The following is a 12,517-nucleotide window of genomic DNA, read 5'->3' as shown; positions in this document are numbered from 1 at the left end:
GAAGCCGTCGAAGAAGACACACGTCATCCAATCAGGGAGTTGTATATGAAGGTATTTCGTCTGTGTATGGCAGCCACGGCACTGGCATCTTTGCTGGCAGGCGGCGCAGCACTGGCAGACCCTGCCGATAAGCTGGAGCATATCCGCCCTATGCTGGTGGCCCCGCCTAATGTGATGAAGCACGAGCAGGCCACCACGGCCAAGCCGCGCGTCGTCGAGTTCACCATGACGATCGAAGAAAAGAAGATCGTCATCGACGAGGAAAACGGCACGACGCTGCAGGCCATGACGTTCAACGGCACGATGCCCGGCCCGACCATGGTGGTGCATGAAGGCGACTACGTGCAGCTGACCCTGATCAATCCGACGAGCAGCACCCTGGAACACAACATTGACTTCCATGCCTCCACCGGGGCGCTGGGCGGTGCGACGTTGACCAAGATCCAGCCGGGTGAAAAGACGGTGTTGCGGTTCAAGGCGGACCGTACCGGGACGTTCATTTACCACTGCGCGCCTGAAGGCATGGTGCCTTGGCACGTGGTGTCGGGCATGAGCGGTACGTTGATGGTGTTGCCACGCGAAGGCCTGACCGATGGCAATGGCAAGAAGCTGGCCTATGACAAGGCCTACACCATCGGTGAGTTCGATCTGTACATCCCCAAGGACGAGGAAGGTAACTACAAGTCCTACGACACGCCGCTGGAAAGCTATGGCGATACGGTCGAAGTCATGCGCACGCTGACCCCCTCGCACATTGTGTTCAACGGCAAGGTCGGCGCCCTGACGGGTGAAGGCGCGCTGCCGGCCAAGGTTGGCGAAACCGTGTTGTTCATCCACTCCACGGCCAACCGCGACACGCGTCCGCACCTGATCGGCGGGCATGGCGACTACGTCTGGGCCACCGGCAAGTTCATCAACAAGCCGGAACGCAACCTGGAGACCTGGTTCATTCCGGGCGGCACCGCCGGGGCGGCGCTCTACACCTTCAAGCAGCCGGGCATCTATGCCTACGTGAACCACAACCTGATCGAAGCCTTCGAATTGGGTGCGGCGGGCCACGTGAAGGTGGACGGCAAGTGGAACGACGATCTGATGAAGCAGATCTCGGCGCCCAGCCCCATCAAGTAAGCCGCAGGACGGGGTTCTCCGGGCGGACAGCATGGGCTGCTGCCGAAGAACCCTGAACTCCCGGCCGGATGGTCCGGCCGGGCACCTTGAACAGAAAGGCGCCTGATCAAAAGCGACGCCTGACACATGGAGATGAGTATGTTGAAGACACTAAGCCTTGCCGTCCTGAGTCTGGCCCTGGTTCCGGCTCTGTCGGTCGCGTCGGATGCGGGCACCTTGAAAAAAGGCGAGAAACTCTACAAGTCGGCTTGCATCGCTTGCCATAGCACCGGTGCGGCCAATGCCCCGAAGCTGGGCAACAAGCAGGCTTGGGCGCCGCTGATTGCACGCGGCATGGACGAGATGGTCAGCGTCGCCACCAAGGGCAAGGGCGCGATGCCGGCGCGTGGCGGCACCAAGGCCGATGACGAAAGCCTGCGCGCTGCCGTCGAATACATGGTCAGCCGCGTCCAGTAATCAGGACGCGTGCAGACCGTTGAAGCGATAGGCGGGTTGGTGGTCGCCAGGGCGGTAGACAACCCAGTCCGCCAGTTCGCCTGACAGATCGATATCCGCCGTCGCCAGCGTGTTTTCCTGATCGGTATCGGTCGGGGACAGCCGCAAAATGGGTTCGACGGCGTCTGCCGTATCGCGCAGGATGTCCAGCGCTGCGGTATCTTGATCCAGCAGCGCTTCGCCCCGGGATTGACGGTGCGAGGACGAGGCAGTGATGATCTGCGGCAGGTCCTGTTGCGCATCATGCAACGCATGGTTGGCATGCAGGCGCCTGGCCTGACGGACCGTCTGGATCGAGACGGCCTGCTGGCTGAATTCCACACTGAAGGTGCCTTTTGCGCCTGCCTGGCCGATGCCCAGGTGAAATGCACCCATGCGGGGGTGCGCCTGCAGCAGGGCGATGGCCTGGGCCGGCGTCTGGGCGGTCAACAGGGCGCGGGTCAGCATCATGCGCGGCAGCCCCGCGGCCTGCGCCTGCCGGGCGCGGACATTGTTGACGGTGATCGCCAGTCCCGCCTGGTTGACGGCAAAAGTGTGGCCGGGCAGGGATCCCGGGTATAGAAACGAGACGAAGGCCGGTGCGTCGATAGGCCGGATTTTGGCCAGGCCGCAAGCGCCGGCGAATCCGGGATCGCCGTCTTCGTTGTGGCTCAATCGCTGCGGCGCCAGGACCGTGGTGCAGCCATCGGGCGCCAGCGCCCATAGATCTCCCCGGCAGTTCCACAGGAATACGTCTTCGGGCGCCAGCTCCAGGCCTGCGGCCAGGCCGGCGAGTTCCTGTTCGATCCAGGGAAAATGCTGATGCAGCAAGGCCCGTAACGCCGGGATAGCCGGGTGGTGGCGGTGCGCCATGACCTGCGCCCAGGCGTCGGAATGGATCAGGTGCTGTCGACAGGCCCGCGCGCCCCATCGTCCCAAGGCCAGGCCGATGTCGTGATGAGAACCGTGAGCGTCCAGCCAGGACAGGGAAAGGGAATCAGACGTCATGACAATTCACAGATAAGCGCCGGTAGCGTGCAGTTGGTCTTCGGCCTGAGACAAGGCGGTGATGGCGCGTTCACCGCTGTGCGTCAGCAGTTGCTGGGCCAGCATTTCGACCAGCGCCTGGGTAGCGACAGTCGAGGGGAAAAAAAAGAATGCCCCTGGGTCGGAAAGAGCAGCACATGATCGGCCTGCAAGGCGATCGGGGCCACCTGGCTGTCGCACAGGGCCAGCACCGTGCAGCGGCGTGCGCGGGCCGCCTGGGCGACTTGCAGGATTTCGCGGGAATAGGGCGCGTAACTGATGAGAATGACCGTATCCGTCGGTTGCAGGTGATGCAGGTCCAGGCTCATGGTGCCGCCGGCATTGTGCAGCAGCTGGACATCGGAACGAAACAGGCTGCATAGGTAGCACAGGCTGAATGCCGGGGGATAGGATGAACGGAACCCCGCGATGACGATGCGCTGCGTAGCGGCCAGATGGGTGATGACCCGGTGCATGGCCTGGCGGTTGACGGCTTCCAGCGCCATCAGGTTGCGGGATTGCTGCTGGCTGGCGTTGTGCCAGGCGGTTTGTTCGGATTCCGGTCGTTCGACCAAAGACTGGGCGCGGGCGGCATAGCCGCCGGGCCGCTGCTGCAATTCGCGGGTAAAGACCGATTTCAGTGCATCCCAGCCGGCATATCCCAGATGCTGCGCCAGGCGCACCAGGGTCGCGGGTTGTACGCCGGCCAGCGCCGCCAGTTTACGGGCCGATAGCGTCGAAACCTGGGCCGGATGATCGATCAGGTAGCGGGCGCTGGCCTGGAACTGCGGGCTCAGGGTCGTGAATTGCGACTGGATGTGCTGAATCAGCTCGTCGGGGGAGTGTGGGGCAGACATGACAGAAGCGTAGGCGAAGAGTCGATCAAGAATACATTCAAGTGTTTCATGATATATGATATACGAAACATTTGTTGAATTCACTGGTTTTTGTGCTTGGCCCTATAGGGCAGCGAGGCCCTTTCATGACACATGTATTTCACCGGAATCCCCAGCATACGCTGAAACGCGCGGTGCGCGGCCAGGGGGTTTCCCTGTTTGACGAGGATGGGCGCCAGTACCTGGATGCGTCCGGCGGGGCGGCCGTGTCCTGCCTGGGCCATGGGCATCCGGATGTGATTGCCGCCATCAAGGCGCAGCTGGATCAGGTGGCGTATGCCCATTCTTCCTTCTTCACGACGCAGGCGTGCGAAGAGCTGGCGGATTTTCTGGCGCAGCGGGCCCCCGGCGATCTGGATCACGTGTATTTCGTCTCCGGCGGGTCCGAGGCGGTCGAGGCGGCGTTGAAGCTGGCCCGGCAGTATTTCGTCGAACGGGGCGAAACGGACCGCAGCCAGTTCATCGCCCGGCGTCAAAGCTATCACGGCAATACGCTGGGGGCCTTGGCCATCGGCGGCAACGCCTGGCGGCGTCAGCCGTTTCTGCCGCTGTTGACGCCGGCCAGCCATGTATCGCCCTGCTATGCCTACCGCGACCAGCGGCCGGATGAAACCGAAGAATCCTATGCGCAGCGCCTGGCCGATGAATTGGACGCCATGATCCGGTCCATCGGGCCAGGGCGGGTGGCGGCGTTTGTGGCCGAGACCGTGGTCGGCGCGACGGCCGGCGCCGTGCCGCCGGTGCGCACCTACCTGCAAGGTATCCGCCAGGTATGCGACCGTCATGGGGTGCTGCTGATTCTGGACGAAGTCATGTCCGGCATGGGGCGCACCGGGCATCTGTTCGCTTGCGCCGAAGACGGCGTGGCCCCTGATATCCTGACCATCGCCAAAGGCCTGGGGGCCGGCTACCAGCCGATCGGCGCCATGCTGGCCAGCCGCCGCATCTATGACACCATCGTGCAGGGCAGCGGCTTTTTTCAGCATGGCCATACCTATATGGGGCATGCCACGGCTTGCGCGGCTGCGCTGGCCGTACAGCGCGTGATCGAGCGCGATGGCTTGTTGGCCAATGTCCAGGCGCGAGGCGAACAGCTGCGGACCCGGCTGCGGGAAGTCTTCGCCGATCATCCGAATGTGGGCGACATTCGTGGCCGAGGCCTGTTCGTCGGTGTCGAGTTCGTGCAGGACCGCGCGACCAAGGCCGTGCTGGATCCGGCGCTGAAAACCCATGCGGCGCTGAAACGGCAGGCTATGGAAAACGGTCTGATGATGTATCCCATGGGCGGCACCATCGACGGAGTGCATGGCGATCATGTGCTGCTGGCGCCGCCTTTCATCTGCACGGCGGCGGATATCGACCAGATCGTGGATCGCCTGGACCGCACGGTGCGCCAGGTTCTGCCGGCCTGAAGGCGGCGCAGCCTCGATAATGCATGCTTGCCGGGCGTGGCGCCCGGCTTTTCAATGGAGGCCCGCATGGCCAGATTGTCTTATGCCGATTTGACTCAAGGCGCTGCCGCCGGACTGGCGGAGCGCATCGTGGCGGAACGCGGCAGCGTACTGCACCTGTATCAGATGCTGTTGCACAGCCCTGCGGTGGCCGAAGGCTGGCTGACGTATCTGACGGCGATTCGCCAGAAATCCGGCTTGAACGGCGCATTGCGCGAACTGGTGATCATGCGGATCGCCCATCTGAATCGCGCCCCCTATGAAGCAGACCAGCATGCGCCGATTGCGTTGCGCGAAGGCTTGCGGCAGGATCAGCTGGATGTCTTGGCGCTGGCCGAATGGCCGGCAGGGCTGTTTGATGCCCGTGAAACCGCCGTGCTGGCCTATACGGATGCCATGACGCGTTCGGTCCAGGTGCCCGACGCCGTGTTCAATGCGGTCCGGGCATGTTTTTCAGACTCGGAACTGGTGGAACTGACCGCAACGATCGCCGCCTACAACATGGTGTCGCGGTTTCTGGAAGCGCTGCAGGTGCATTCCGACGATCAACGCTGATCGTCTCGTTCCCACAGGACGTCGGTGGCGCCTGCCGCCCGGTTCAGGTAGCGGGCCAGCACAAAGCACAGGTCCGACAGGCGGTTCAGATAATGCAACACCGGCGGATTCACGGTTTCCTGGCGCGATAGCGTCACCACTGCCCGTTCTGCGCGGCGGGCGATGGTCCGGGCCAGGTGGGCATGGGCGGCAGCCGGGCAGCCGCCCGGCAGGATGAATTCCTGCAGCGGACCCAGTTCGGCGTTGTAATGCGCCAGGGCTTCATCCAGGCGCAGCACGTGTTCTTCCTTCAGCGCCGTCCAGCCGGGGATGCACAGCTCGCCGCCCAGATCGAACAGGTCATGCTGGATACGGTTGAGCAGCGTATCGACGGCAGGCGGCAGCGCGGTGGTGCGCCACAGCCCGATGGCGCTGTTCAGTTCGTCCACATCACCCAGCGCGGTGATGCGCGGGGCATCCTTGGGCACGCGGGTCTTGTCGCCCAGGCCAGTGGTGCCGTCATCACCGGTGCGGGTGGATACGATAGAGACGCGGATCGACATGAAAACTCCTGAACAGGGCGCTGAAAAGGGGGGCGGTCGGGGTCAATCCTGCGCGGCCAGGCGCAGCAGGGCGTCGCCTGTCACGCGCACGACCCGCCAGTCGTCCAGGATTTCGCCGCCGTGGTGCTTGTAGAAATCGATGGCGTTCTGGTTCCAGTCCAGCACGACCCATTCGAATCGGCCGCAGCCCATCTCGACCGCCATGGCCGCCAGATGTTTCAACACCCAGCCGCCCAAGCCCTGCCCGCGGTGGGCGGGGGAAATATAGACGTCTTCCAGATACAGGCCGCGCCGGTCCAGAAAACTGGAATAGTTGTGGAACCACATGATGTAGGCGATGGCGGTGTCCGGGGCCGTGTCGGTCGTGATGACCAGGCAGCGGGCGGCGGGTTCAGCACCGAAAAAGCTGCTGCGCAAGCTGTCGTGGGTGGCTTTGAAAATATCCGTCAGTTTTTCAAAGATGGCCATTTCAACCATCAGGGCATGGATGGCGGGGATGTCGGATTCGGTGGCGGGCCGCAGGGTGTAGCCGGGAACAGGAATGGGCAAAATGAACTCTGTTTCGCGTTATGCTTGAATGAACAGACGGAGTGTAGCCCATGCGTTTTCGTGCTTTGAACATCCTGGCTGCTGCGCCCTTGGCGGGCCATGGCATCATTGCCCCCGCTGCGGTTGCTGTGGCCCTGGCGCTGCCTGTGCTGGCGGTGGCGCAGACTCAGCCGGTGCAGGCCCAGGCCAGCGGCCAGGTCGTGCGCGTCGATGCCGTCGCCGGCAAGATCGCCATCCGGCATGGCGCGATCAGCAAACTGGACCTGCCCGCCATGACACTGGTCTACCACGCTGATCCGGCCCTGCTGTCGGGGATCGCCGTCGGGGATTCCGTGGACTTTACCGCGCAGCGCGCCAGCGGACAGTATCAGATCACCGCCTTGCAGAAACAATAAAAAAAACCCCCGCCGGGATGCAATTCCGGGCGGGGATGCCGGTGCGCCGCGCGGGGCGGCAGGCATGGGGGAATTTACAGCACGTAGCGCGCCAGGTCCTGGCTGCTGGCGGTTTCCGACAGTTTGTCATTCACGTAGTCCGCATCGATCACCACGGATTGCGCCCCAGGGCTGGCCGCCTCGAATGACAGGTCTTCCAGCAATTTTTCCATGACGGTATACAGACGCCGTGCGCCGATGTTTTCCGTGCGCTCGTTGACCTCGAAGGCCAGCTCGGCCAGGCGCTGGATGCCGGCTTCGGTGAATTCCAGGGTGACGTCTTCCGTGGCCATCAAGGCGCTGTACTGTTTGGTCAGCGAGGCGTCGGTGGCGCTCAGGATGCGCACGAAATCCTCGGCGCTCAGGGAATCCAGTTCCACCCGGATCGGAAAGCGCCCCTGCAACTCGGGGATCAGGTCAGATGGCCGGGACAGGTGAAAGGCGCCCGAGGCGATGAACAGGATGTGATCGGTATGCACCATGCCGTATTTGGTATTGACGGTGGTGCCTTCGACCAGTGGCAGCAGATCGCGCTGCACACCCTGGCGCGAGACGTCCGCCCCGCCGGCTTCCTGGCGGGTGGCGATCTTGTCGATTTCATCCAGAAAGACGATGCCGTGCTCTTGCGCCAGTGCGATTGCCTGGGTGCGCAGATCTTCCTCGTTGATACGGCGGGCGGCTTCTTCTTCGGTCAGCAGGCGAAAGGCTTCCTTGACCGACAGCTTGCGCGCCTTGGTCTTGCCCTGCGACAGGCCGGCGAACATGCCGCGCAGCTGCTCGGTCATTTCCTCCATGCCCGGCGGCGCCATGATTTCCATGTGGGCGGGCGACTGGGCGACTTCGATGTCGATCATCGTGTCGTCGAGCTTGCCTTCGCGCAGGCGTTTGCGGAATACCTGGCGGGTGTTGTTTTCCTCGCGCTCGGGTTCGCCGTGGGCATTGCGTGAAGGCGGCAGCAAGGCATCCAGGATGCGGTCTTCGGCGGCGTCTTCGGCCTGGGTGCGTACGCGGCGTGTTTCCGTTTCGCGTATCTGCTTGATGGCGACGTCCACCAGATCGCGCACGATGGTGTCCACGTCGCGGCCGACGTAGCCGACTTCCGTGAATTTGGTGGCTTCGATCTTGATGAAGGGGGCATTGGCCAGGCGGGCCAGACGGCGAGCGATTTCGGTCTTGCCGACGCCAGTAGGGCCGATCATCAGGATGTTCTTGGGCACGATCTCGCGGCGCAGGGGCTCGGGCACCTGCAGGCGGCGCCAGCGGTTGCGCAGCGCCACGGCGACCGACCGTTTGGCCTTGTCCTGGCCGACGATATTCTTGTCCAGTTCCGAAACGATTTCTTTGGGGGTCATGGGAGTGGCGGACATGGCGGGCCTTATAGCGTTTCGACGATGTGGTTCTGATTCGTATAGATGCACAGGTCCCCGGCGATTTCCAGGGATTTCTTGACGACCTCGGCGGGCGTCATGTCGGTGGCATCCAGCAGTGCGCGGGCGGCTGACTGGGCGTAGGCGCCCCCCGATCCGATGGCGGCAATGCCGTGTTCGGGTTCCAGGACGTCGCCGTTGCCGGTCAGAATCAGGGTGTGCTCTTGGTCAGCTACGATCAGCATGGCTTCCAGGCGGCGCAGCACGCGGTCGGTGCGCCAGTCGCGGGTCAGTTCGACGGCTGCGCGCATCAGGTGGCCCTGGTGTTTTTCCAGCTTGGCCTCGAAGCGTTCCTGCAGCGTGAAAGCGTCTGCCGTGGCGCCGGCAAAACCGGCCAGGACTTTGTCGTGGTACAGGCGGCGGATCTTGCGGGCCGTACCCTTGATGACGATGTTGCCCAGGGTGACCTGGCCGTCGCCGCCCAAGGCGACGTCGTTGCCGCGCCGGACGCAGACGATGGTGGTGGCGTGAAATTGTTCCATGGCGTTCTCTTGGTCCAAGACCTAGCAGATGGGGATGGCGGCGCTGAAGTTCAAGGGATGCCGGGGATGTTCCGATCCGGCAGGGGATATGAAAACAGCTCCTGCCCCTCAGGGGGCAAGAGCTGTCCGTCAAGCGTCCGGTGCGTCTGGAATGCTCAGTCGCCGTAGAGCTTTTGCCGCATTTCGCGGCGTTCTTGAGCTTCCAGCGAGAGCGTGGCCGTGGGCCGCGCCAGCAGGCGGGCGATGCCGATGGGTTCGCCGGTTTCTTCACACCAGCCGTATTCCCCGGCATCGATGCGGGAGATGGATTGCTGGACCTTTTTCAGCAGTTTCCGTTCGCGGTCCCGGGTACGCAGTTCCAGTGCGTGTTCTTCCTCGATGGTGGCGCGGTCGGCCGGGTCGGGGACATATTGGGTTTCACGCAGGTTTTCAGTGGTGGCGCCCGCATTGGTCAGGATTTCATGTTCGAGCTGGTGCAGGCGATCTCGGAAGAAGGCAAGCTGGGCGGCATTCATGTAGTCCTGTTCGGGCATCGCCAACAGTTCTTTTTCTGTCATGGTCTTGGGCGCGGATTTGGCGCTGGATTTGCTAGCCATGTTGTGTCCTTCCTTATTATGAGCCGGGGCCTGTCGTCCGCATCCCGAAAGTACAGCGGGGCAGCGTGGGGTGGGCGGTCAGGCCAGGCATTGTTCGAGCCCCTGAGTAAAGATGTCCTGAGGCAGTTTACGGCCGATGAACACCAGCCGGGTATTCGGTTTTTCACTGGCTTTCCAGGGGGCGCCGGGTTCGGCGCCCATCATCATGTGCACGCCCTGGAAGATCATGCGGCGGTTGATGCCCTTGATATAGAGGATGCCTTTGTAGCGCAGCAGGTCGGGGCCATAGACCTGGACGATGCCGCCCAGGAAGTCTTCCAGGCGCTCTGGATCAAAAGCCCGCTTGGATCGGAACACAAAGGCGCCGATGTCGTCGCTGTGATGGGCGTGGTGATGGTCATGGTGGTCATGCGTGCAGCCCGAGCCGCAGACATGGTCGTCTTCGTCATGATCGTGCTTGTGATCATGATCATGATCGTGGCCGTGGTGATCGTGGACTTCTTCTTCCGCCAGGAAGGCGGGGTCGATATTCAGGATCGCGTCCAGATCAAAGCCGCTGACGTCCAGCAGCGTATGCAGGTCGGTTTCGCCAAAATGCACGGGCGTGATCGAAGCGCGGGGATTGATGCGCACCAGACGGCTGCGCAGGGCTTCGTAGTCGGCCTCGTTGACCAGGTCTTTCTTGGAAATCAGGATGCGGTCGGCGAAGCCGACCTGGCGCTGCGCTTCTTCCTGGCGGTCCAGGGCGGCCATGCCGTGTTTGGCATCGACCACCGTGATGACGGCGTCCAGCCGATAGGTCTCGGCGATGTCGTCATCCATGAAAAAGGTCTGGCATACCGGCCCGGGGTTGGCCATGCCGGTGGTTTCGATGATGACGCGATCAAACCGGATGCCGCCATCTTTGCGGCGGGCGGCCAGATCGTGCAGGGTGCGGATCAGGTCGCCGCGCACCGTGCAGCAGACGCAGCCGTTGCTCAGTTCGACGATCTGCTCGTCGCGGTCTTGCACCAGCAGATCGTTGTCGATGTTTTCCTCGCCGAATTCGTTTTCGATAACGGCGATGCGCTGGCCATGGAATTCCGTCAGGATGCGGCGCAAGAGGGTGGTTTTGCCCGCCCCCAGAAATCCCGTCAGCACGGTGACGGGGATCATGGAATCAGGTGTTTGGGCAGGATTGGCAGCGTTCATGAATGACCTCGGATGCGATGCGCTGTCCCGGTGATGCCGTCTGCCGGAATGTCATACCGGCTTTGCGGTCCTTGTCAAGGGGTTCGAGCGATCAGCATGCGATTACATCATAGGCCGGGGTTTAGGGCAAACTTGATCGGGAACAAGCGCCGATTGGGCTGAGGCCTCAGCGCGTCCGGGTGGATGTGCGCGTCGCCTGGGCGGCCAGACGCCTGCCCCAGCGGGTGTGGGGCTGCGTCAGGGCGGCGATCATCGCCAGGATGCCCAGGGTCAGCAGTCCGCGCAGTACCAGGATCACCCAGATGTTGGCGCCCAGGGCCAGAATCAATAGAGTGTCTTCGATCAGCGCATGACATAGTGATAGCCAGGACAGGGCCAGCAGGCGCGTGCGGGGGCTGAAGTCCTCGCGCTCCGCGGCGTCGATGATCAGGGCGCCGCCATAGGCCAGGCCCAGCAGCACGCCCACGGTCGTCAGGGGGGCGGCGCGTTCTTCCAGACCGGACAGGCGCAGCACCGGGGTCAGCAGGCGGGTCACCAGGCGAGTGAAGCCCAGTCGTTCCAGCAAATCCAGCAGAATTACCATGCCGATGATCACGACCAGCACCAGCAGCAAGGATTGCAGCGTGGACAGCAGCCAGGTAATGACATCCGGCGGTCCCTGCGTCAGGCTTGCATCCTGGCCCATCCAGGCAAACGACACCGGGTCCTGCAGCAAGCCCAGCGCCTGGCATGTCCACGTTACGGCGGCGCCATACAGAATACCGACCACCAGCCGCAGTCCACCCGTGACCAGGGCGCTGGCGCCCGCGCGGCGGACGACGGATTGTTCGGTGGGGACATTGTGGGCGAACAGCATCATGGCGCCCAAGGCGCTGATCTGGGCCACGTTCATCTGCAGGCTGTCTGACAGCGCGGCCATCGAGGCCATGCCGCCGTAAATATTGGTGATGACCGTGGTGACCCAGATGATGCCGGCTTGCGGAGGCAGGCCCAGCAGGGCCATGGCGGGCGCCAGGGCTTCGCCCGCCAGCCGCACCAGGCCTACACGGTCTGCTATATAGACAATGACCATGACCGGCACCATGATGCGGGCGATGGTCATGAACATACGCGTGCTGCGCTGGCGGATGGTATTCAGATAGTGAAGCATCGTGAGACGGCCTCGGTGAACGAGACGCCGACTTTACAGGGAATAGTCCCTGATTGCCATGCAGCCGTCCTGCCTCTATTCTGGAAGCCTTCGAGATTCTTTATCTATATGTGGAACCCCATGACGCCTGCCGAGGACCTGGACCAGATCGATCGACTCATCCTGACGCATCTGCAGCAGGATGGCCGTATCAGCAACCAAGAACTCGCCCAGCGGGTCGATCTGTCGCCCAGCCCCTGCCTGCGGCGGGTCAAGCGTCTGGAAGAGCAGGGTTATATCCGCCGCTATGTTGCGCTGGCCGACCCGGAACGGCTGGGCCTGGGCTTGCTGGCCTATATATCCGTCCGTCTGGACAAAACCCACCGCGCCGAACACAGCGCGATCTCCGGTTTTGCCAAGGACGTGCAAGGCTGGCCCGAAGTCATGCAGTGCTATGCCATGTCCGGCGACATGGACTATCTGTTGCGCGTACAGGTGCCGGACCTGTCCGCCTTCTCACGCTTTGCCATGGATACGCTGATGCGCCACCCTGCCGTCGTGGATATCCGCAGCAGTTTCGCCTTGCAATCCATCAAAGAGACCACCGAACTGCCGGTCTCGCTATAAATTTTCCAAA

15 protein-coding genes are annotated in these 12,517 nt (G+C 62.7%); 6 read left to right on the top strand and 9 right to left on the bottom strand.

Annotation, left to right across the window (positions count from 1 at the left end):
* Positions 1-45 precede the first annotated feature (45 nt).
* Together nirK and VDP79_RS07555 are read left to right on the top strand one after the other, a co-directional pair.
* Positions 46-1,128, top strand: a complete 1,083-nt coding sequence (nirK, locus tag VDP79_RS07560; protein WP_323017615.1) for a copper-containing nitrite reductase — start codon at positions 46-48, stop codon at positions 1,126-1,128.
* 138 nt (positions 1,129-1,266) lie between these two features.
* Positions 1,267-1,584 carry a c-type cytochrome gene (locus VDP79_RS07555; protein ID WP_323017614.1) on the top strand — a complete coding sequence of 106 codons (318 nt, stop codon included), beginning with the start codon at positions 1,267-1,269 and terminating at the stop codon, positions 1,582-1,584.
* Here the strand turns inward: VDP79_RS07555 and VDP79_RS07550 are convergent, their stop codons facing one another.
* Both VDP79_RS07550 and VDP79_RS07545 read right to left on the bottom strand, forming a co-directional pair.
* A complete protein-coding gene (locus VDP79_RS07550) occupies positions 1,585-2,610 on the bottom strand; it encodes a C45 family peptidase (protein WP_323017613.1) in 1,026 nt (341 codons plus the stop codon).
* A gap of 83 nt (positions 2,611-2,693) precedes the next feature.
* Positions 2,694-3,485 (bottom strand): MurR/RpiR family transcriptional regulator, encoded by a 792-nt coding sequence (locus VDP79_RS07545; RefSeq protein WP_323017612.1) that lies wholly within the window; start codon positions 3,483-3,485, stop codon positions 2,694-2,696.
* 125 nt (positions 3,486-3,610) lie between these two features.
* Here VDP79_RS07545 and VDP79_RS07540 point away from each other — a divergent pair, with 125 nt between their 5' ends.
* Positions 3,611-4,936 carry an aspartate aminotransferase family protein gene (locus tag VDP79_RS07540; RefSeq protein WP_323017611.1) on the top strand — a complete coding sequence of 442 codons (1,326 nt, stop codon included), beginning with the start codon at positions 3,611-3,613 and terminating at the stop codon, positions 4,934-4,936.
* A gap of 66 nt (positions 4,937-5,002) precedes the next feature.
* Positions 5,003-5,530: a carboxymuconolactone decarboxylase family protein gene (locus VDP79_RS07535; RefSeq protein ID WP_323017610.1), complete on the top strand. Its 528-nt coding sequence runs from the start codon at positions 5,003-5,005 to the stop codon at positions 5,528-5,530.
* On the opposite strand, the gene VDP79_RS07530 is transcribed toward VDP79_RS07535, so the two are convergent.
* Together VDP79_RS07530 and VDP79_RS07525 are read right to left on the bottom strand one after the other, a co-directional pair.
* A complete protein-coding gene (locus VDP79_RS07530; protein ID WP_323017609.1) occupies positions 5,521-6,072 on the bottom strand; it encodes a cob(I)yrinic acid a,c-diamide adenosyltransferase in 552 nt (183 codons plus the stop codon). The two genes, VDP79_RS07535 and VDP79_RS07530, sit on opposite strands and share 10 nt — an antisense overlap.
* 42 nt (positions 6,073-6,114) lie before the next feature.
* On the bottom strand, positions 6,115-6,549 hold the full coding sequence (locus VDP79_RS07525) for a GNAT family N-acetyltransferase (protein ID WP_323017632.1): 435 nt from the start codon (positions 6,547-6,549) through the stop codon (positions 6,115-6,117).
* 122 nt (positions 6,550-6,671) lie between these two features.
* Between VDP79_RS07525 and VDP79_RS07520 the strand changes: the two genes are divergently transcribed.
* Positions 6,672-7,016: a copper-binding protein gene (locus VDP79_RS07520; protein WP_323017608.1), complete on the top strand. Its 345-nt coding sequence runs from the start codon at positions 6,672-6,674 to the stop codon at positions 7,014-7,016.
* A gap of 74 nt (positions 7,017-7,090) precedes the next feature.
* Here the strand turns inward: VDP79_RS07520 and hslU are convergent, their stop codons facing one another.
* The 5 genes from hslU to VDP79_RS07495 form a co-directional block, all read right to left on the bottom strand.
* Positions 7,091-8,422: an ATP-dependent protease ATPase subunit HslU gene (gene hslU / locus VDP79_RS07515; protein ID WP_323017607.1), complete on the bottom strand. Its 1,332-nt coding sequence runs from the start codon at positions 8,420-8,422 to the stop codon at positions 7,091-7,093.
* Between the two features lie 8 nt (positions 8,423-8,430).
* Positions 8,431-8,964, bottom strand: a complete 534-nt coding sequence (gene hslV, locus VDP79_RS07510) for an ATP-dependent protease subunit HslV (RefSeq protein WP_323017606.1) — start codon at positions 8,962-8,964, stop codon at positions 8,431-8,433.
* A gap of 155 nt (positions 8,965-9,119) precedes the next feature.
* Positions 9,120-9,560, bottom strand: coding sequence for an RNA polymerase-binding protein DksA (gene dksA / locus VDP79_RS07505; RefSeq protein WP_323016990.1), 441 nt, complete (start codon positions 9,558-9,560; stop codon positions 9,120-9,122).
* 78 nt (positions 9,561-9,638) lie between these two features.
* The gene (locus tag VDP79_RS07500; protein ID WP_323016989.1) at positions 9,639-10,751 is read right to left on the bottom strand and encodes a GTP-binding protein; all 1,113 of its coding nucleotides are present in this window, start codon (positions 10,749-10,751) and stop codon (positions 9,639-9,641) included.
* Positions 10,752-10,917: 166 nt separating this feature from the next.
* Positions 10,918-11,901, bottom strand: coding sequence for a nucleoside recognition domain-containing protein (locus VDP79_RS07495; protein WP_323016988.1), 984 nt, complete (start codon positions 11,899-11,901; stop codon positions 10,918-10,920).
* A 120-nt stretch (positions 11,902-12,021) separates the two neighbouring features.
* On the opposite strand from VDP79_RS07495, the gene VDP79_RS07490 reads away from it, so the two are divergent.
* The gene (locus tag VDP79_RS07490) at positions 12,022-12,507 is read left to right on the top strand and encodes an Lrp/AsnC family transcriptional regulator (RefSeq protein WP_323016987.1); all 486 of its coding nucleotides are present in this window, start codon (positions 12,022-12,024) and stop codon (positions 12,505-12,507) included.
* Positions 12,508-12,517 lie beyond the last annotated feature (10 nt).

The sequence above is a fragment of the Castellaniella sp. genome, from assembly GCF_034675905.1.
GTDB lineage: Bacteria > Pseudomonadota > Gammaproteobacteria > Burkholderiales > Burkholderiaceae_B > Castellaniella.
This window is presented reverse-complemented; position numbering and strand designations above follow the sequence as displayed.

What these genes read in the sequence shown, in the direction of transcription:
- nirK (WP_323017615.1), top strand. Translation starts at nt 46, where the DNA reads ATGAAGGTATTTCGTCTGTGTATGGCAGCCACGGCACTGGCATCTTTG.
- VDP79_RS07555 (WP_323017614.1), top strand. Translation starts at nt 1,267, where the DNA reads ATGTTGAAGACACTAAGCCTTGCCGTCCTGAGTCTGGCCCTGGTTCCG.
- VDP79_RS07550 (WP_323017613.1), bottom strand. Translation starts at nt 2,610, where the DNA reads ATGACGTCTGATTCCCTTTCCCTGTCCTGGCTGGACGCTCACGGTTCT.
- VDP79_RS07545 (WP_323017612.1), bottom strand. Translation starts at nt 3,485, where the DNA reads ATGTCTGCCCCACACTCCCCCGACGAGCTGATTCAGCACATCCAGTCG.
- VDP79_RS07540 (WP_323017611.1), top strand. Translation starts at nt 3,611, where the DNA reads ATGACACATGTATTTCACCGGAATCCCCAGCATACGCTGAAACGCGCG.
- VDP79_RS07535 (WP_323017610.1), top strand. Translation starts at nt 5,003, where the DNA reads ATGGCCAGATTGTCTTATGCCGATTTGACTCAAGGCGCTGCCGCCGGA.
- VDP79_RS07530 (WP_323017609.1), bottom strand. Translation starts at nt 6,072, where the DNA reads ATGTCGATCCGCGTCTCTATCGTATCCACCCGCACCGGTGATGACGGC.
- VDP79_RS07525 (WP_323017632.1), bottom strand. Translation starts at nt 6,549, where the DNA reads ATGGTTGAAATGGCCATCTTTGAAAAACTGACGGATATTTTCAAAGCC.
- VDP79_RS07520 (WP_323017608.1), top strand. Translation starts at nt 6,672, where the DNA reads ATGCGTTTTCGTGCTTTGAACATCCTGGCTGCTGCGCCCTTGGCGGGC.
- hslU (WP_323017607.1), bottom strand. Translation starts at nt 8,422, where the DNA reads ATGTCCGCCACTCCCATGACCCCCAAAGAAATCGTTTCGGAACTGGAC.
- hslV (WP_323017606.1), bottom strand. Translation starts at nt 8,964, where the DNA reads ATGGAACAATTTCACGCCACCACCATCGTCTGCGTCCGGCGCGGCAAC.
- dksA (WP_323016990.1), bottom strand. Translation starts at nt 9,560, where the DNA reads ATGGCTAGCAAATCCAGCGCCAAATCCGCGCCCAAGACCATGACAGAA.
- VDP79_RS07500 (WP_323016989.1), bottom strand. Translation starts at nt 10,751, where the DNA reads ATGAACGCTGCCAATCCTGCCCAAACACCTGATTCCATGATCCCCGTC.
- VDP79_RS07495 (WP_323016988.1), bottom strand. Translation starts at nt 11,901, where the DNA reads ATGCTTCACTATCTGAATACCATCCGCCAGCGCAGCACGCGTATGTTC.
- VDP79_RS07490 (WP_323016987.1), top strand. Translation starts at nt 12,022, where the DNA reads ATGACGCCTGCCGAGGACCTGGACCAGATCGATCGACTCATCCTGACG.